Consider the following 17,451-nt stretch of genomic DNA (forward strand, 5'->3'; position numbering starts at 1 on the left):
GTCCTCACGGAAGGTTGGCTACGTGGACGGTCGGGGGAGGGGATCGGCCGCCGGGCGTGCGCTGGACATGCCGGGCAGTACTGCATCCTGCCCCAGCACAGAATGCAGGAACACCTGGGTATCTTCCAGCACGGCACGCGCTTCCGGCCGGGAAAACTGGAACTGGGCTTCGTGCGGCAGGGCAGGGGAGAGATCGTCGGACCAGAACTTCCGGGTCACCGGAACGCCCAGGGACTCCAGACGGTTCGCGAAGGGAACGGACTGTGTGAGGGTGAGGCCGTCGCCGTTTCCGCCGCAGATGAAGACCGGCGGAAATTCAGGCGTCGCGTGCGCCAGCACGGACATGTGGTCGGCAACCTTCGTCCGGGCGAAGTTCCGGGTGCCGGTGTATGCCCAGAGGGCGGTGCGGAAGCCCCACCCAAGGATTCCGCTCAACTCAGACATGGCCTCGAGATCGTAGACACCGCAGTGCAGTACCGCTCCGCGCAGCTGCCTGCGGGCCAGGGTGGGGGAGAGGCCCGCGGCGGCGGCGTAGCCGGGGGAAGACACTGCCGCCGCCAGCTGGGCGGCGAGCTGGGCGCCGGCGGAATCGCCCGCGAGAACAACTCGGGACATATCCAGTCCGTACTTGCCTGCGTGCTCCTGCAGGAAGCAGAGCGCATCATCGAGCTGGTTCAGCGCCTGGGGGTAGCGGGCACCGGGGGCGACTTGGTAGTCGACGCCGACGGCGGCGAAGCCACGGGCCGCCAGCATGCGCAGGTAGGGGGCGACGTCCCGCCGGGACCCGGAAATCCAGGCTCCGCCGTGAACCCAGAACACTACGGGGACCGGTCCCGTCTGGCCGGGAGGCAAGTAGATGTCCAGGCGCCGGGTGCCGCCGTTCTGGTATTTCAGTCCCCGGTGTTCGGTGACCTCCGGGGAGTACGGGGCCATTTGGGCCACAAGCTGCTGCGCCCCGCGGTAGAAGACTGCCCGGATCAGGAGGGCTGCCGGCCATGGTGAAAGCAGCAGTGCCGCCGTCGCCGATGCGGCGGCCAGGGGAAGGAGCCGCGGGCGGCGGACGCGGGAAGTGGACATAGCTCCAGCCTAGTTGGACAGGACTTCCGGCATCATTTTCGGAGGAAATGTGTCATGGATCATATACAATCCTGAAGAAGCCGCCAAGGAGCGGGCCAGCGTTTTCCCCGAAAGTGGTGCAGCTACGTGCTCGAGAAGGAAACCATAGAGAAGATCGCCGACGAACTGGTGGCTGCCGGCGCCAGCCGCACGCCGGTGCCGCGGCTGACCACGCGGTACCCGGACATGACCGTAGAGGACTCCTATGCCGTCCAGAACATCTGGAGCCAGCGCATGCAGGAGAGCGGGCGGAAGCTGGTGGGCCGGAAAATCGGCCTGACCTCAAAAGCGATGCAGGCAGCCACCGGCATCACCGAGCCCGACTACGGCGTCATCTTCGACAACATGGTCCTGGAAAACGGCTGCACCGTGCAGTGGGATGCCTACACGCACCCGCGGATCGAGGTGGAACTGGCGTTTGTGCTGGGCAAGCCGCTCTCCGGACCCAACTGCTCCATCTTCGACGTGCTGGATGCCACCGACTATGTGGTTCCCGCCCTGGAGATCCTGGATTCCCGCATCGAGATGGAAGGCCGGACGATCGTGGATACCATCTCCGACAACGCCGCCATGGGCGCGATGGTGGTGGGCGGACGCCCCGTCAAGGTGACCGACGTCGACCTGCGCTGGGTCGCTGCGCTGCTGTACAAGAACCAGACCATCGAGGAGACCGGCGTCGCCGCAGGTGTGCTGAACCATCCCGCCGCGGGTGTCTACTGGCTTGCCAATAAGCTCGCGGCCCATGGAACCACCCTTGAAGCCGGAGAGATCATCCTCGCCGGGTCCTTCACACGGCCCATGTGGGTCCACAAGGGAGATACCGTCCATGCCGATTACGGACAGCTGGGGGCGGTGACATGCCGTTTCGAGTAGGACTCCCCGCCCCGTTCAAGGAAGGACTGGGCTCCGGCCGTGCCCGTGTGGGCATGTGGGCCTGCACGGGCAATCCGCTGGTGACCGAGATCTGCGCCGGTTCCGGGCTCGACTGGCTGCTGATCGACGGCGAGCACAGTACCAACAGCCTGGAATCGATCAGTGTCCAGCTGCAGGTGGCGGCCGGGTACCCGATCCAGCCGGTAGTGCGGCTGCCGGCCAATGACACGGTGCTCATCAAGCAGTACCTGGACCTCGGCGCGCAGAACCTGCTGATCCCGATGGTGGACGACGCCGGCCAGGCCGCCGCCGCCGTCGCCGCCGTCCGCTACCCGCCCCACGGGGTGCGGGGAGTGGGCAGCGCCCTGGCCCGTGCTGCGCGCTGGAACCGGGTGGAAGGCTACCTGGGCCGCGCCGATGAAACGATCACGCTGCTGGTCCAGGTGGAGACTGCGCAGGCCGTTGCCAATGTCGCTGAAATCGCCGGGACCGACGGCGTGGACGGGATCTTCATCGGCCCCTCGGACCTTGCAGCCTCCATGGGCTACCTCGGCCAGCAGGAGCATCCGGAGGTGGTTGCCGCCGTCGAGCGCTGCATCGCCGTGGCCAAGGACCTGGGCGTGCCGGTCGGCGTGAACGCCTTCGCCGAGGCCACCGCGCGCCGGTACCTCGACGCCGGGGTGGACTTCATCCTGGTCGGGGCCGACGTCGCCCTGCTCGCCCGTGCCTCCGAAGCGCTTGCGGCGAAATACCTTCCTTCCGGAGAGGACGGCGCCGCTCCCGCCAGTTACTAGCAGCGGCTAGATCAGCATTGCCGAGCGGACAGATTCGGCAGCTCCGGTACCGCCGTCGCCGGAGGAACTGACCCGTCCGGCGGCGAGCACGGAATAGGCATGGGCTGCCTGCAGCGCAAAGCCGATGTGCTGTTCCACCAGCAGGACGTGCATTCCGGGCCGGGCCGCCAGTTTCATGATGGTCTGCTCGATTTCGGCAACGACGTTGGGCTGGATCCCCTCCGTCGGTTCGTCCAGGATCAGCAGTGACGGTTCGGTGATCAGCGCCCGGGCAATGGCGAGCTGCTGGCGCTGGCCGCCCGAAAGCAGTCCTGCCCGCCGGGAAAGCAGCGGCTTCAGGGCCGGGAACATGTCCAGCGCTTCGTCGAGCAGGGCAGCACCGCGCCTGCGCCCGTCCGCCACGAGCCGCAGGTTCTCCAGCGTGGTCAGCGGTCCGAAGGACTGCTGGCCCTGCGGAACGTACGCCAGCCCGCGTGCCACCCGCTGGTGCGGGCGCAGCCGGGAAATGTCCTCGCCGTTGAAAAGGATGGATCCCGCTGTCGGTTTAATGATGCCGACGACGGCGCGCACCAGGGTGGTCTTGCCCGCGCCGTTGTGGCCCAGGACCGCTGCCACGGATTCGTCCGGGATGGTGAGGCTGACCCCGTGCAGGACTTCGGTGCGTCCGTACCCGGCTTTGAGCTCCTTGACTTCCAGCATTAGTGTCCCTTCGCGGGCGAAGCGCCCAAATAGACTTCCTGTACCCGCGGGTCGGCCTGGACCTCGGCAACGCTGCCCTCGCTGAGAACCCTGCCCCCGGCCAGCACCGTCACCGACGTGGCGTACTCGCGGACAAAGTCCATGTCATGCTCGATCACCAGGGTGATGCGGCTGGCGCCGATGCGGCGCAGCAGCTCACCGGTCTGCTCGCGCTCGTCCTGGCTCATACCGGCAATGGGTTCGTCCAGCAGGAGCAGGTCCGAGTTCTGGACCAGCAGCATGCCGATCTCCAGCCACTGCTTCTGTCCGTGGGCCAGAGTGCCGGCCTGGGTACCGGCCAGGTGCTCCATGCCGATGATTTCCAGCGCCTCTTCGATGGCGGGCTCCACCCCGCGGCGGCGGCGCAGCAGCTGCAGCGGCTTGCGCCCGGATCCGGCGGCAATGTCCAGGTTCTGCAGCACGGAAAGGTTCTCGAAGACGCTGGCGGTCTGGAAGGTACGGCCAACACCGAGCTTGGCGATCTGGTGGACCTTGCGGCCAAGGATCTCTGTTCCGGTGTGGTTCACGGATCCGGTGGCGGGAACCAGGCCGGTGATGGCGTCGATGATCGTCGTTTTGCCTGCGCCGTTGGGACCGATCAGGAAGCGGAGGTCGCCCTGCGTTACGTCCAGGCTGACGCCGTCGACGGCGGTGAAACCGTCGAATACGACGCGCAGGTCCCGGATTTCCAGGTACTGCGGCCGCCCGCTGCGCCGGCCCCCGGGCTGGGGTTCGCCCTCGGGAAGCAGCGGCTGGGCGGTCGTCTGGGGTGCTGGTGCTGTCTTCATGCGCGGAGCTCCAAAGGGGTAGCCGGCGTGGGAGCCGTGGGCGGTGAGGCACTTGCCGCGGCGGCTGTGCCGCCGTCGCTGGTTGCGCGCTTCTTGCGGAGCCGGCCGAAGAGTGCCGGCAGCGATGCGAGCCCGCCGGGAAGGAACCCGACCACCAGGACAAAGAGCAGTCCTTGGAAGTACACCCAGAAGGACGGGAAGGAGGAGGCCAGGGAGGACTGCGCAATGGCGACGCCCAGCGCGCCGAGCACGGGCCCGAGCAGGGTGGCCCGTCCGCCGATCGCGACTCCGATCAGGAAGGCGATCGACGGCGCGACTCCCACGTCTGCCGGTGAAATGATGCCTACGATCGGCACGAACAGCGCTCCTGCGATCCCCGCCATCACAGCGGCGATGACGTAGATGACGGTCTTGATGGTCGCCGGATCGTATCCCAGGAACCGGACCCGTTCTTCCTGGTCCCGGACGGCGATGAGCAGTTCACCGAACCGGCTGTGCATCAGCTGCCGGGCCACGGCCACGCAGAGCAGCAGGACGACCGCGGCGAGCAGGTAGAGCATGCGCTTGTTGGCGGGGTCGGAGAGGTCGAAGCCCAGGAAGGAACGGAAGCCGCTGAGGCCATTGGAACCGCCGGTCGTCGCCTGCTGGCCAATCAGCCAGACCGCGAACGCCGCCGCGAGGGCCTGGCTGAGGATGGCGAAGTAGGCGCCCTTGACCCGGCGCTTGAAGATCGCCAGGCCCAGGACCGTCGCCACGAAGCCGGGGACGAGGACCACCGCGAGGAGCGTCACCAGCGGACTGCGGAACGGCTCCCACCAGCCGGGGACGGAGCCGGTCCCGTAAAGGGTCATGAAGTCAGGGACACCGGTGCCGCCGAAGAGCGCAGCATCAGCGAGTTTCATGTGCATGGCCATGATGTAGGCGCCCAGCCCGAAGAACACGCCCTGTCCCAGGGTGAGCATCCCGCCGCGGCCCCAGGCAAGGCCAATGCCGACGGCGACAATGGCGAAACAGATGAACTTCCCGAAGAGGGAGAGGCTGAACACCGGCAGGACGGCCGGCACGACGCCGAGCAGCAGGACCGCCGCGAAGCCGAAACCGGAGAGGACCCCGGCCCGGGAAGAGAAGAAGGATGTGATCCGGGTGGTAGCTGCACTCATGCCAGGCTCCTCGTCTTGAGGGTGAAGATGCCCTGCGGCCGCAGCTGCAGGAAGATGACCACGGCCACCAGGATCAGGACCTTGCCGATGCTGGCAGTGGTGGAGAACTCGAACACGGACTGCAGGACCCCAAGGGTGAAGGCTGCGATTGCGGCTCCCTTGATCTGGCCGATGCCGCCGGCCACGACTACCAGGAATGCGTCCACAATGTAGTTCGGGCCGAGGTAGGGGCTGGTGGAGCCGATCAGCGATACTGCCACGCCGGCGATGCCGGCCAGGCCGGAGCCGATGAAGAACGTCAGCTGGTCGGTGCGGCGGGAGGAGATGCCGCTGGATTCGGCAAGGTCCCGGTTGACGACGACGGCGCGGATCCGGCGGCCGAGCGGAGTTGCCTTGAGCAGCAGCGCCAGTGCGGCCAGGCAGGCCAGCGCCAGCCCCAGGATGAACAGGCGGGTCAGCGGGATCGGCGTTCCAAACAGTTCCACGTTGCCCTGCAGCCAGGCCGGAACCCGGACGTCGACGCTGGGTGCGCCGAAGATGTCACGGGCTGCCTGCTGCAGGATCAGTGCGACGCCGAAGGTCACCAGCAAGGTGTCCAGCGGCCGGTGGTACATCCGTTTGAGCAGCAGCCCTTCCAGGACCAGGCCCATCGTTCCACCCACCACGAAGGCCACCGGAAGGGAGACCAGCAGGGAGGCACCGGCGTCGGCGATGGCCTTCTGCACCACAAATGCGGTGTAGGCGCCCGCCATGATGAATTCGCCGTGCGCCATGTTGATGACGCCCATTTGGCCGAACGTCAGGGACAGGCCCAGGGCGGCGAGCAGAAGCACCGACCCGAGGCTGAGCCCGGCGAACATCTGTCCGATTAGCAGTTCCATTCCGGTGGACCTTTCGCGGGGAATGAGCGGTGATGCAGGGTAGGGACGCGCGGCTGCGGTCCCGCTGGCGCAACAGGCCCGTCCCGGACGACGGGCCGGGCCTGTTGCCGGCTTTAGGAGAGGCCGGCAGCCCAGTCGTAGCTGTCCAGGTACGGGTCCGGTTCCACGGCCTCGGGAGCTTCCCAGACCGTCTCGATGAGCCCGTCGGAGGTGATTTTGCCGATCCGGGGGGTCTTGGTGATGTGGTTGTTTTCACCGTTGACCGTCACGGTGCCTTCGGGCGCTTCGAAACTCACGCCGTCGGCCGCGTCCTGGACCTTGTCCACGTCGAAGGATCCGGCCTTCTCGACCATGGCCTTCCAGAGGTACAGGGAGGTGTAGGCCGCTTCCATCGGGTCGCTGGTCACGCGGTCCTGGCCGTACTTCTCCTTGAACGCCGCAACGAAGGCCTGGTTTTCCGGCGTGTCGAGGGTCTGGTAGTAATCCCAGGCAGTGAGCTGGCCTTCGACGTTCTCCAAGCCGATGCCGGGAACCTCTTCTTCGGCGATGGACACCGAGACCACGGGCATGGTGCCGGCGCTCAGGCCCACGGAGGTGTACTGGCGGAAGAAGGCCACGTTGGAGTCGCCATTGAGGGTGTTGAAGACTGCGTCAGCGCCCGAGTCCCGGACCTTGTTGACGATCGTGGAGAATTCGGTGGAACCCAGCGGCGTGTATTCCTCCCCGACGATCTCCATGCCGTGGGCCTCGGCGTAGGCGTTGATGATCTTGTTGGCGGTGCGGGGGAAGACGTAGTCGCTGCCGATCAGGAACAAGGTCTTGGTGCCCTGCTCGGCCAGGTAGTCCAGGGCCGGGATGATCTGCTGGTTGGTCGTGGCACCGGTGTAGAAGATGTTGTCGGAGGACTCCAGGCCCTCGTACTGCACGGGGTAGAAGAGCAGGGCGTCGTTGGATTCGAACACCGGGAGCATCGCTTTGCGGGAGGATGAGGTCCAGCCACCGAACACTGCTGCGGTGCAGTCCTGCTGGATCAGCTTGGCTGCCCGCTCAGCGAACTTGGTCGGTTCGGACGCGCCGTCTTCACTGATGACTTCCAGCTGCTTGCCCAGGACGCCGCCGTCGGCGTTGATTTCCTCGGCTGCCAGGGACAGGGAATCGAAAACGGTGCTTTCGGAGATTGCCATGGTTCCCGACAGCGAGTTCAGGAACCCGATCTTGACGCTGTCACCGGAGGTGTCCACGCAGGACGCGGCACTGCTGCTTCCGGTGTCGGCTTCGGATTCGCTGATCTGGGAACCGCAGCCGGACATGGTCGCCACCACGGCCGCAGCTGCAAACGGGATCAAAGCTCGTTGGAGCGCAATCGATTTCACGGAGCACCTGTTTCGTTGATGCTGCGCTGTACCAGCAGCGCAGACGGTTGGACGGCTTATGCAGCATCAACTTATGGGAACCATGTTTCGGGTTTCCGGCGCCCGGGTTTCGGAGTTATTTCGTTTCCTGGCCATCGTTTCGGCAGCGTTTCAGCAGCCGCTCCCACACGGCCGGGAAGGCAGGAAACTGCTAGGGGATCATCCAGCCGAGAACCGGAGTGGACTGCAGGAAGACGATCACGCAGAGCACCAGCAGCAGCCCGACGCTCCAGCCGAAGACCTTTCGGAACAGGACGGATTCCTGCCCGCTCATGTTCACAGCAGCGGCGGCGATGGCCAGGTTCTGCGGCGAAATGAGCTTGCCCATCACACCGCCGCCGGTATTCGCGGCGACCATGAGTTTCGGGTCCAGCCCGGCTGCGGCACCGGCGGTCTCCTGCAGTTTGGCGAACAGCGCGTTGGCAGAAGTGTCCGATCCCGTGACGGCCGTCCCGATCCAGCCCAGCACGGGGGAGAGGAAGGCGAAGAACGCGCCCGTCGCCGCCAGCCAGGTGCCGATCGAAATGGTCTGTCCGGAAAAGTTCATGACGTACGCCAGCGCCAGGACCAGTACGATGGTCAGCGCTGCGGACCGCAGCCGCTTGGCAGTCAGCCAGATCTCCTGCACCGCACCGCCAACGGTGAGCCGGTAGCGCCCGCCGTCATCAAACCGGGAGTAGACCACCGCCACAATCAAGCCGCTGATCAGCAGCAAGGTCCCGGGGCTGATCAGCCACTCGAAGTTGTAGACCGTTGAGGACTGGGGCTGGCCGTTGGCATCCAGCAGTGCCTCATGCAGCCACGGCCAGGGGATCTCGATGCTCGTTTTGGCCAGGGCCGCGGGAATATCTATTCCCAGGGTCCACAGGTTCACAATCCCGAAGATGAGGATCACCAGAATGTAGGGGAACAGTGCCATCCAGGCTCGCGACGGCGTCAGGCGGTCCTGGGCAGTGTCGGTCGCCGCGCTGCCGATGTCGGTTTCTCCGCCGCCGGCCGATGTCCAGCCGCCCGCGCGGGCGGTCGCCAGCTCGCCCTCCATGCGGCGCGCTGCTTCGTGCCCGCCGGACGGATGCCAGAACCGCAGGAAGCCGACGGCGGCAACCATCGCCACCAGCGAGGAAACGATGTCCGTGAGCTCGTAGGAAAAGTAGTTGGAGCACAGGAACTGCACCACGGAGAAGACGACGCCGGTGAACAGGGCCACCGGCCAGCAGTCCCGCACCCCGCGCCGCCCGTCGAGGATGAAAAGCAGGATCACCGGGATGACGAAGGCCAGCAGCGGTGTCTGGCGGCCGACGACGGCGGCGAGTTCCTCGCCCGAGTAACTGGTCAGGTTCGCGGCCGTCGTGATGGGAATGGCGAGTGCGCCGAAGGCGACCGGAGCCGTATTGGCGATCAGCACGGCGGTGGCCGCGCGGACCGGTGCGATTCCGAGCGCCAGCAGCATGGTCACGGTGATGGCAACCGGCGCACCGAACCCGGCCAGCGCCTCAAGGAGTCCGCCAAAACAGAACGCCACCAGGATGGCCTGGACCCGCAGGTCACCGCCGCCCACGGCGTCGAATACCCGGCGGAGGTCTTCGAACCGGCCGCTGCGCACCGTGACCTCGTAAAGCCAGACAGCCATCACGATGATCCACACCACCGGGAACAAGCCGAATGCTGCCCCCTGGGTGGCAGAAAGCAGGGCCAGTCCGGCAGGCATGCCGAACCCCACGACGGCGATCACCAGTGCCGCGAGCAGTGCGCACGCCCCTGCCACGTAGGCCTTGGTCTTTGCAAAGGCCAGCAGGAGGAAGAAGACAAGGAGCGGAACCAGCGCCAGCAGGGCGGAAAGCGCCACGCTCTGGCCGATGGGATCCGTGCTGGGGGTGAAGCTTTCCATGAGAGCCCTCCATACCCGGGGCTTCCGTTGGCGGCCGGCCGTGAATGGCTGGACCGGCGGAAAACGGAGGCCGAGCGCGGCAGCGGAACGGAAAAAGCCGGTGTTTCCAGAGTAGGCCGGTGAAGGACGTTCGGCAGTCCAGCGGGCCGCTTTTCCGCGTGGAAGGACAATTTTGCGGTGCCGGCGGTTCGGCGGGGAAGTTCGGCCGTGCTGCCGCTTTCGCTGAACTACCAGCCCTTGGCCAGGTACAGGTCCAGATAGGCGCCGCGGTCCACATCCAGGTCCTCCCGGCGTTCCAGGCCGGCGGCCAAGGCGGTGCGCTGGGATCCAATGTTGTCCACGGATGTGTAGGCGACCACGGGCAGGCCGGGCAGGAGGCTCTCCGCCATTTGGACAGCCACGAGTGCGCCCTCGGTTGCCAGCCCCTGCCCCCAGACCTCGGGGCGGTAGCGGTAGTAGAGGTTCAGCGCCGGGCGTCCGCGGATAATGCGGTGGGAGACGCCGGTGAAGCCAATGAGGTTTTCCGGTTCGGCGGGGTCCACCACCACCCAGACCCCGAAGCCGTGGCGGTACCAGTGCTGCCGGATCTCGTGGAAGGTCCGCGCCGAGGAAGCCCGGGTGACGCTCGCCGGCACCGGGTGGTGGACGTTGGTGCGTGGATCCGTGTGCAGGTCAACGGCGGCTTCCTCGTCCTGTGCCAGCGGCCTGCGAAGCAGCAGGCGCTGGGTGCTGACGGGAGACCAGTCCCTGGCATTCTGCTCCAGCATGGGGACTACTGTAATCCCGCGTGCCCGCTGTGGCAGCGTGCCTTCACCGAGATGGCAGAAACTGCTCTTTAGAGGCCCTGTTCGGGCAGTTTCTGCTGCCTCGTGGGGTTAGGAGGGGAGGGTACGAAGCTCGCGGTGGTGCCGGACGTAGCCGAACACGGCCACCGCCGTCGAAATCACGGCAGACAGGGCCAGGCCCAGCCAGAGGCCAACGTGCAGGGCAGCGGCACCGGCTACGGCTCCGGCCATGATCAGGGAGATCGCCAGGGCACGGCGGGCCCAGAACGTGCTGTCCCCGCCGGCCAGCCGCGAATCCGAGGCCAGCCCGGTGATCGTTGAGGTGACGACGACGGTGGTGACTTCAGCGACCTTCAGCCGTTTGGCGGTGGCCGCCTGGATGCCCATCAGCGTCGCCATGGAAGAGGTTGTGATGCTGCCCAGGACGTCATTCGCCTGCACGTCCACCACAGCGGTAAACACAGCGAGGCCGGTGATTCCGGACGCCACGATCATCAGTGCCGCCGATATCCGCCCGGACCATCCTTCCGGCCCCCGACGCAGCATCCGCCCGGCCAGGGCCGCGCCGAGCATAAAGAACACCAGTGCCAGTGCGGGACGGAGGACCGGCAGCCCTGTCCCGCCGGCAAAGGCCATGCCCAGCAGCACTACATTGCCGGTCATGTTCCCGGTGAAGACGTTGTCCAGGCCCAGGTAGCCGACGGCGTCGATCACGCCGGTGGAGAAGGTCAGCGAGAGCATCAACCACAGGTGGATGCGCTCCGTAGGCACGGCGTTTAGGCGTTTCACGGGCTTCCCTTTCATCGGCGACGGAGCCTAATGTATACGAAGCTGCCCAGATGCCGGGTTTTGTATCCAATCTCGTGGCAGCCCCGGCTCACCCAGACAGACGGAAAGCGGTCCCATGCCTTTCACAGCCCCCGAACCGTTCACTACCCGGCCCACGCTGAAAGGCACGTTTGGGATGAGCGCTTCCACCCACTGGCTGGCCACGGCCGCCGCACAGTCCGTGCTGGAGCGCGGCGGGAACGCTTTCGACGCCGCTGCTGCCGCCGGCTTTGTCCTCCACGTCGTCGAGCCGCACCTGAACGGACCGGGCGGGGACCTGACCGGGGTCTTTGCCACGGCTGCCAATCCGGCCGAGCCTGTTGTCCTGATGGGACAGGGCCCTGCCCCGGCGGCAGCAACCCGCGAACATTACCTTTCCGTTGGCCTCGAGCTCGTTCCGGGATCAGGTGCCCTTGCCGCGGCAGTCCCGGCCGCCGTCGACGCCTGGCTCATCCTGCTCCGCGACCACGGAACCTGGGAACTCTCCGCTGTCTTGGAGTATGCGGCGGGCTACGCCAGGGACGGGCACCCCGTGCTGGCCCAGGTGGGCAGGACCATCGGAGCGGTTGCCGAACTCTTCACCGAGCACTGGCCAACCTCGGCGCAGCTGTGGATGCCGCAGGGCAGGCCGCCGGCCGAAGGCGAACTGGTGGCCAATCCCGCGTATGCAGCCGTGCTGCACCGGCTTGCAGCAGCAGGGGAGGGGCTTGCGACACGCACCGAGCGCATTGAAGCGGCCCGGCGCGAATGGAGCGAAGGGTTCGTCGCCAAGGCAGCCGCAGCCTTCGCCTCCCAGCCGCACAGGCATTCCTCGGGGACGGACCATGCCGGCGTCCTGGCGGAGGCGGACTTCGCCGCATCCCAGGCGGGGTACGAACCGGCTGTGACGTTCGACTTCCGCGGGTACACCATCGCCAAGACCGGCCCCTGGGGCCAGGGCCCGGCCCTGCTGCAGACCCTCGCCATCCTGGACGGGTTCGAGGACGAGGACCTGGACCCTTCCACGGAACGGGGCGTGCACACCATCCTTGAAGCCCAGAAGCTGGCCATCGCCGACCGGGAGGCCTACTACGGCGACAGCGAGGTTCCGCTGGCCTACCTGCTGAGCAAGGAGTACGCCGCAATCCGCCGGGAGCTCATCACAGACAAGGCTTCTGCGGAGTTCCGTCCGGGGTCCGTTCCCGGGCACAGCCCGTTCTCGCCGCCGCTGCGCACCGACTACGTGCCGCCGGCGCTGGCCGGGGCAAACGGAACCGCTGCCGGAACCGGGGAACCGACGGTCTCGGCAACAGGGGAAACACGGGGAGATACCTGCCATGTGGACGTGGTGGACCGCTGGGGCAACATGGTCTCCGTGACGCCCTCCGGAGGCTGGCTCCAGTCCTCTCCGACGATCCCGGAACTGGGGTTCTGCCTTGGTACCCGGCTGCAAATGACCTGGCTGGAGGACGGCGGGCCTTCCACCCTGCAGCCCGGCAAGCGTCCGCGGACCACGCTCACCCCAACCCTGGTCCTGAAGGACGGGGCGCCGGTGGCTGCGCTTGGGTCGCCGGGCGGAGACCAGCAGGACCAGTGGCAGCTGCTCTACCTGCTGCGCACGATCGTTGGCGGCTACACGCCGCAGCAGGCCATCGATGCTCCGGCGTTCCACACCACGGCCTTCCCCGGATCGTTCTGGCCGCGGACCTGGACCCCGGCGGGTGCGGTGGTCGAGGACCGGCTGGGCGAGGAGACGATTGCCGCGCTCGCCGAACGCGGCCACGTCATCACGCGCGCGGGGGACTGGTCGCTGGGACGGCTCTCCGCCGTCGTGCGGGATCCGGAAACCGGCGTTCTGATGGCAGCCGCGAATCCGCGCGGGGCGCAGGGCTATGCCGCCGGCCGCTAAGGGCGGCAGCCAGGCGCCGGCACTTCGCATCCTCATCCGCCGGGACATCATCCGCGGGAAACTCCCGCAGGGAGCGAAAATCACTGAAGCCGCCCTGGCGGAAAGATACGGGAGTTCGCGTGTTCCGGTGCGGGAAGCCCTGCGTGTGCTTGCCGCTGAAGGTTTCGTTGAATCCAGACCCTATGCGGGTTCCCGCGTCGCGCGGCTCGAACCGGAGGAAGCCGGAGACCTCTTTGCGGTGCGGGCAGTGGTGGAGGCGGCGACGGCGCGGCGGGCGGCGGAGCGGGCTGCGCGCCAGGCAGCATCCGGCACACCGGACACCGCGTGGTGGGAGGCCAGGCGGCGGATCGGTGAGATCGTCGCCGCCGGAGATGCGGCGCTGGCGGGCGGCGAGCTGCAGGACCTTGCCGAACTCAACGCCGCCTTCCACCTGGGCGTCGCCGAATTGGCGGGCAGCGCATCCCTGCAGGCGCTGCTGCGGCAGCTTGCCGGGAAAATCGAATGGCTGTATACGGCGGATGTGGGTGTCCGGGGCAAGGAGTCCTGGCCGGAGCACCGCCGAATCCTGGCAGCGGTGGACGCCGGAAACGGAAGCGAGGCGGAAAGGCTGATGTCCAGGCACATCGACCGCTCCCGGGAGTCCTGGCTGGCCCGTTTTGGCGCCGGGACATAAGGCGCCGCAGCGGAGCGTTCCATCACCTTCCGGCCCGTCTTATAGTTCCAGTAGGGGTACCTTCCTACCGTGAGCGAGGCTCCACGTCATGGCCAACATCACCACCAGACCGGTTACCAAACTCGGCATAGTCGGGGCGGGGAGCGTGGGAACGGCAATCGCCTATGCCGCACTCATCAAGGAAGCCGCCAGGACGATCGTCATTTACGACCTTGACGGGAAGCGGGCCGAGGCCGAAGGGCTGGACCTCTCGCACGGCACGCAGTTCACCGGAGCCAACACGGTCACCGGCGGCGGCGCGATCGAGGCCCTGGCCGAATCCGACGTGATTGTGGTGACCGCCGGAGCCCGGCAAAAGCCCGGCCAGAGCAGGCTGGACCTCGCTGCCGCGAACGTGCGGATCATGGATTCACTGATGCCGCAGCTCATGGAGCAGGCACCGGAAGCGGTCTACATCCTGGTCACCAATCCCTGTGACATCCTGACCGTCGCGGCGCAAAAGATCACCGGCCTGCCGCCCAACAGGATCTTCTCATCGGGAACGGTCCTCGACACGTCGCGGCTGCGTCTCCTGCTGGCACGGGCAGCCCATGTGCTGATGACGAGTGTGCACGCCACGATCATCGGCGAACACGGAGACTCCGAGTTTCCGGTGTGGTCCAGCGCCAGCATCGGGCCGGTTCCGATCCGGGACTGGAAGATCAGCGGGCGGCAGGTCTTCACGGACGATTTCCTGGCTGCCATTACCGACGACGTCGTGAACGCGGCCTACAAGGTGATCGAGGGAAAGGGTGCCACCAACTACGCGATCGGCCTGGCCGTGGTACGGATCGTTGAGGCCGTGTTCCAGGCGGAGAATGCCGTGCTCCCTGTCTCCGCGCTGCTGCGCGGGGAATATGGACTCTCAGGTGTTGCGCTGTCCCTGCCGTCGATCGTCGGTTCCGGCGGCGTGTACAAGATGCTTGAGATGCCGTTGGACGAACGCGAGCTGGGGCTGCTCCAGGACTCGGCCGAGACGTTGAAGCAGAACCTGGCGGCCCTGGGAATCTAGGCTCGAATCCAGGCGTCGACGGACATGCCGGCAGCTGGAGCCGCTGGGGGAGCCGGCGCTGTGCCGGGAGTCTCTGCGGTGAGCGCTCCATAGGTTTCCGGCCGCCGGTTCTCCAGGAACGGAAAGAGGGAGAGCCAGTGGCCGCGCTGGTCCAGGTCCAGGTCAGCGACCAGCACGGCCGACTCATTCCGCGGCGCCTCGACCAGGACCCTTCCGTACGGATCGCAGATGAAGGAAGAGCCGTAGAACGTCAGGTTGCCCTCGTTGCCCCAGCGGTTCGGAACCACCATGAACAGCCCGTTGGCGACGGCGTTGCCCGTGATCACCTTCTGCCACATGGGCTGGGTGTCCAGCTCCGGGAACTCCGGCTCGGAGCCGATGGCGCTCGGATATACCAGCAGCTCCGCGCCGCCCAGGGAATAGATCCGGGCCAATTCCGGGAACCACTGGTCCCAGCAGGCCGGCATCCCCAGCTTCGCGCCGTCGAGCTCCGCGGGGGCGTAGACCTTGTAGGCATCCGGACCCGCCGGACCGGGACGGAAGTACAGGTTCTCGCAGTACCCGCTGGAGACCGGGATGTGGAGCTTGCGGGTACGCGCCAGCAGCTGCCCCTGGGGAGAAACCAGGATGGAGGTGTTCAGCCCGCGACCGTCCGGTCCGTCCGCCCGCTCGTACAGCGACGCATGCACGCACACCTCGTGCCGGCGTGCTGCCTCTGCCGCGAAGGCAAAGGTCGGGCCTGACATGAGGTCCTCGGCGACGTCCGCCGGCCGTCCGTCCGGTGAGGTGTCGGCCGGGTAGCGCGAGAGCGTCAGCTCGGCCAGGAAGACGACGGCGGCCCCCTGGTCGGCGGCGCGGGCGATGCCGTCGCGCAGTTCGTCCTTTACTGCTTCCGGATCAGGTTGCCATCGGTGCTGCACGAGTCCCACGCGAAGGGCCGGCCTGGCACTGGGCCGCTTGGCCGCAGGCGAGCGCAGGGCACCGGTGCGGGTGATCTCAATCATGGGAAACCTCCGGAGGATGGAAGGGTGGGCGGCCCGCCTTAGCGGACCCGGAAAACCGTGTCCTGCCATTCCTTGTGGGCGGCAGCATCGCGGCTCATCATGACGTGCTTGATATTGGTGTACTCCTCGAGCGAATACGCTGACATGTCCTTGCCGAAGCCGGAGGCCTTGTAGCCGCCGTGCGGCATTTCGGAGACGATCGGGATGTGGTCATTGACCCACACGCACCCTGCGGCGATTTCCTCGCTGGCCCGCAGGGACCGGGTCAGGTCACGGGTCCACGCTGAGGCTGCCAGGCCGTAGGGAGTGTCATTAGCCAGGGCGATGCCCTCGTCATCGGATTCGAACGGCAGGGCGGTGAGGACGGGGCCGAAGATCTCGTCCTGGACGATTTCGGAGTCCTGGGCCGCACCGGTCACCAGGGTAGGCCGGTAGAAGGCACCGGCGGAAAGGGCACCGCCCGGAGCTTCGCCGCCGGCGAGGATTTTAGCTCCGGCTTCCCGGGCACGGTCCACGAATGCTGCGACCTTGTCCCGGTGGGCGTGGCTGATCAGTGAGCCGAGGTCGGTGTCCGGATCCGTGGGGTCCCCTACAACGACGGCATCCATCAGCTCGGCGACTCGTGCCGTGAACTGTTCGAAGAGCGGTGCCTGGACGTAGGCGCGGGTGGCCGCCGTGCAGTCCTGCCCGCCGTTGATGATGGAACCGGCAACCGCGCCGTGGGCGGCAGCTTCAACGTCGGCGTCGTCGAAGACCAGGAACGGGGCCTTGCCGCCCAGCTCCAGGTGCACCCGCTTCGCGGTCCGGGCAGCCATTTCCATGATCCGGCGTCCGACGGCGGTGGAGCCGGTGAAGGAGGTCATGGCCACGTCCGGGTGGGTCACCAGCGCTTCACCGGCGACGAGGCCGGAACCGGTGACGATGTTGATGACGCCGTCCGGGATTCCCGCAGCGGCAGCAGCCTCGGCGAAGAGCAGCGATGTGGCGGGGGTCAGCTCACTTGGCTTGAGCACGATCGTGTTGCCGGCAGCGATCGCGGGCAGGATCTTCCAGCCGGCCATCTGGAGCGGATAATTCCACGGGGAGATCGAACCGATGACGCCGATGGGCTCCCGGCGGATCATGGAGGTGCCGCCCGCGCCGTATTCCCCGGCAGCCAGGCCGTGCAGCTGGCGGGCAGCGCCGGCAAAGAAGGACACATTGTCCACGGTCCCGGGCACATCGAATTCAGTGGACATGCGGATGGACTTGCCGGTCTGCGCGGTCTCCAGTTCCGCCAGCACTGAAGCGCGTGCGTCGAGTTCGGCGGCCAGGGCAAGCATCGCCTCGGAACGCTCTCCGGGGGTACGCCGCGACCAGGCGGCATACGCCTGCTTGGCGGCAGCGACGGCGTCGTCCACGTCCTGGACACTGGCGTACTTCAGGGTCTCGGCGGCCTCGCCGGTCGCCGGGTTGATCCGGGTGGCTTCTTCTCCGCGGCCCTGGCGGTAGCTGCCGTTGATAAAGAGGTGGCCTTCGGTGAACTCGTGCATTTGGTGCTCCATGGATCGTGGTGGAAAAGGTAAGGGTCGG

General features: G+C 66.8%; 16 protein-coding genes. 5 read left to right on the top strand and 11 right to left on the bottom strand.

Annotation, left to right across the window (positions count from 1 at the left end; translation table 11 throughout):
* Positions 1 to 18 precede the first annotated feature (18 nt).
* Positions 19 to 1,077, bottom strand: a complete 1,059-nt coding sequence (locus NF551_RS03970; protein WP_227895291.1) for an alpha/beta hydrolase — start codon at positions 1,075 to 1,077, stop codon at positions 19 to 21.
* A 126-nt stretch (positions 1,078 to 1,203) separates the two neighbouring features.
* Here NF551_RS03970 and hpaH point away from each other — a divergent pair, with 126 nt between their 5' ends.
* Positions 1,204 to 1,989, top strand: a complete 786-nt coding sequence (gene hpaH, locus NF551_RS03975) for a 2-oxo-hept-4-ene-1,7-dioate hydratase (RefSeq protein ID WP_227895290.1) — start codon at positions 1,204 to 1,206, stop codon at positions 1,987 to 1,989.
* Entirely contained in the window at positions 1,974 to 2,783 is an 810-nt protein-coding gene (locus NF551_RS03980; RefSeq protein ID WP_227895289.1) for an HpcH/HpaI aldolase family protein, read from the top strand. The genes hpaH and NF551_RS03980 overlap by 16 nt, the downstream gene beginning before the upstream one ends.
* Before the next feature lie 6 nt (positions 2,784 to 2,789).
* On the opposite strand, the gene urtE is transcribed toward NF551_RS03980, so the two are convergent.
* The 8 genes from urtE to NF551_RS04020 form a co-directional block, all read right to left on the bottom strand.
* On the bottom strand, positions 2,790 to 3,482 hold the full coding sequence (urtE, locus tag NF551_RS03985) for an urea ABC transporter ATP-binding subunit UrtE (RefSeq protein WP_227895288.1): 693 nt from the start codon (positions 3,480 to 3,482) through the stop codon (positions 2,790 to 2,792).
* A complete protein-coding gene (urtD, locus tag NF551_RS03990; RefSeq protein ID WP_227895287.1) occupies positions 3,482 to 4,309 on the bottom strand; it encodes an urea ABC transporter ATP-binding protein UrtD in 828 nt (275 codons plus the stop codon). Before urtD ends, urtE begins: the two co-directional genes overlap by 1 nt.
* Positions 4,306 to 5,469 carry an urea ABC transporter permease subunit UrtC gene (gene urtC / locus NF551_RS03995; protein WP_227895286.1) on the bottom strand — a complete coding sequence of 388 codons (1,164 nt, stop codon included), beginning with the start codon at positions 5,467 to 5,469 and terminating at the stop codon, positions 4,306 to 4,308. Before urtC ends, urtD begins: the two co-directional genes overlap by 4 nt.
* On the bottom strand, positions 5,466 to 6,350 hold the full coding sequence (gene urtB / locus NF551_RS04000; protein WP_227895285.1) for an urea ABC transporter permease subunit UrtB: 885 nt from the start codon (positions 6,348 to 6,350) through the stop codon (positions 5,466 to 5,468). The genes urtC and urtB overlap by 4 nt, the downstream gene beginning before the upstream one ends.
* 113 nt (positions 6,351 to 6,463) lie before the next feature.
* Positions 6,464 to 7,723, bottom strand: coding sequence for an urea ABC transporter substrate-binding protein (gene urtA / locus NF551_RS04005; protein WP_227895284.1), 1,260 nt, complete (start codon positions 7,721 to 7,723; stop codon positions 6,464 to 6,466).
* 190 nt (positions 7,724 to 7,913) lie between these two features.
* Positions 7,914 to 9,650 carry an L-lactate permease gene (locus tag NF551_RS04010; protein WP_227895283.1) on the bottom strand — a complete coding sequence of 579 codons (1,737 nt, stop codon included), beginning with the start codon at positions 9,648 to 9,650 and terminating at the stop codon, positions 7,914 to 7,916.
* 227 nt (positions 9,651 to 9,877) lie between these two features.
* Positions 9,878 to 10,417 carry a GNAT family N-acetyltransferase gene (locus NF551_RS04015; protein ID WP_227895282.1) on the bottom strand — a complete coding sequence of 180 codons (540 nt, stop codon included), beginning with the start codon at positions 10,415 to 10,417 and terminating at the stop codon, positions 9,878 to 9,880.
* 108 nt (positions 10,418 to 10,525) lie between these two features.
* The gene (locus NF551_RS04020; protein WP_227895281.1) at positions 10,526 to 11,224 is read right to left on the bottom strand and encodes a YoaK family protein; all 699 of its coding nucleotides are present in this window, start codon (positions 11,222 to 11,224) and stop codon (positions 10,526 to 10,528) included.
* A gap of 115 nt (positions 11,225 to 11,339) precedes the next feature.
* Here NF551_RS04020 and NF551_RS04025 point away from each other — a divergent pair, with 115 nt between their 5' ends.
* The 3 genes from NF551_RS04025 to NF551_RS04035 all read left to right on the top strand — a co-directional run bounded on the left by NF551_RS04025 (position 11,340) and on the right by NF551_RS04035 (position 14,875).
* Positions 11,340 to 13,151: a gamma-glutamyltransferase family protein gene (locus NF551_RS04025; protein ID WP_227895280.1), complete on the top strand. Its 1,812-nt coding sequence runs from the start codon at positions 11,340 to 11,342 to the stop codon at positions 13,149 to 13,151.
* Entirely contained in the window at positions 13,135 to 13,824 is a 690-nt protein-coding gene (locus NF551_RS04030; RefSeq protein WP_227895279.1) for a GntR family transcriptional regulator, read from the top strand. Before NF551_RS04025 ends, NF551_RS04030 begins: the two co-directional genes overlap by 17 nt.
* An 88-nt stretch (positions 13,825 to 13,912) precedes the next feature.
* Positions 13,913 to 14,875 (top strand): L-lactate dehydrogenase, encoded by a 963-nt coding sequence (locus NF551_RS04035; protein ID WP_227895278.1) that lies wholly within the window; start codon positions 13,913 to 13,915, stop codon positions 14,873 to 14,875.
* On the opposite strand, the gene NF551_RS04040 is transcribed toward NF551_RS04035, so the two are convergent.
* Both NF551_RS04040 and NF551_RS04045 read right to left on the bottom strand, forming a co-directional pair.
* Positions 14,872 to 15,879 carry a nitrilase-related carbon-nitrogen hydrolase gene (locus tag NF551_RS04040; protein ID WP_227895277.1) on the bottom strand — a complete coding sequence of 336 codons (1,008 nt, stop codon included), beginning with the start codon at positions 15,877 to 15,879 and terminating at the stop codon, positions 14,872 to 14,874. The two genes, NF551_RS04035 and NF551_RS04040, sit on opposite strands and share 4 nt — an antisense overlap.
* Positions 15,880 to 15,917: 38 nt before the next feature.
* Entirely contained in the window at positions 15,918 to 17,411 is a 1,494-nt protein-coding gene (locus NF551_RS04045) for a gamma-aminobutyraldehyde dehydrogenase (RefSeq protein ID WP_227895276.1), read from the bottom strand.
* Positions 17,412 to 17,451: the final 40 nt, after the last annotated feature.

The sequence above is a fragment of the Arthrobacter caoxuetaonis genome (genome assembly GCF_023921125.1).
In the GTDB taxonomy this organism is placed as follows: domain Bacteria; phylum Actinomycetota; class Actinomycetes; order Actinomycetales; family Micrococcaceae; genus Arthrobacter_B; species Arthrobacter_B caoxuetaonis.

What these genes read in the sequence shown, in the direction of transcription:
- NF551_RS03970 (WP_227895291.1), bottom strand. Translation starts at nt 1,077, where the DNA reads ATGTCCACTTCCCGCGTCCGCCGCCCGCGGCTCCTTCCCCTGGCCGCC.
- NF551_RS03980 (WP_227895289.1), top strand. Translation starts at nt 1,974, where the DNA reads ATGCCGTTTCGAGTAGGACTCCCCGCCCCGTTCAAGGAAGGACTGGGC.
- urtE (WP_227895288.1), bottom strand. Translation starts at nt 3,482, where the DNA reads ATGCTGGAAGTCAAGGAGCTCAAAGCCGGGTACGGACGCACCGAAGTC.
- urtD (WP_227895287.1), bottom strand. Translation starts at nt 4,309, where the DNA reads ATGAAGACAGCACCAGCACCCCAGACGACCGCCCAGCCGCTGCTTCCC.
- urtC (WP_227895286.1), bottom strand. Translation starts at nt 5,469, where the DNA reads ATGAGTGCAGCTACCACCCGGATCACATCCTTCTTCTCTTCCCGGGCC.
- urtB (WP_227895285.1), bottom strand. Translation starts at nt 6,350, where the DNA reads ATGGAACTGCTAATCGGACAGATGTTCGCCGGGCTCAGCCTCGGGTCG.
- NF551_RS04010 (WP_227895283.1), bottom strand. Translation starts at nt 9,650, where the DNA reads ATGGAAAGCTTCACCCCCAGCACGGATCCCATCGGCCAGAGCGTGGCG.
- NF551_RS04015 (WP_227895282.1), bottom strand. Translation starts at nt 10,417, where the DNA reads ATGCTGGAGCAGAATGCCAGGGACTGGTCTCCCGTCAGCACCCAGCGC.
- NF551_RS04025 (WP_227895280.1), top strand. Translation starts at nt 11,340, where the DNA reads ATGCCTTTCACAGCCCCCGAACCGTTCACTACCCGGCCCACGCTGAAA.
- NF551_RS04030 (WP_227895279.1), top strand. Translation starts at nt 13,135, where the DNA reads ATGCCGCCGGCCGCTAAGGGCGGCAGCCAGGCGCCGGCACTTCGCATC.
- NF551_RS04035 (WP_227895278.1), top strand. Translation starts at nt 13,913, where the DNA reads ATGGCCAACATCACCACCAGACCGGTTACCAAACTCGGCATAGTCGGG.
- NF551_RS04040 (WP_227895277.1), bottom strand. Translation starts at nt 15,879, where the DNA reads ATGATTGAGATCACCCGCACCGGTGCCCTGCGCTCGCCTGCGGCCAAG.
- NF551_RS04045 (WP_227895276.1), bottom strand. Translation starts at nt 17,411, where the DNA reads ATGCACGAGTTCACCGAAGGCCACCTCTTTATCAACGGCAGCTACCGC.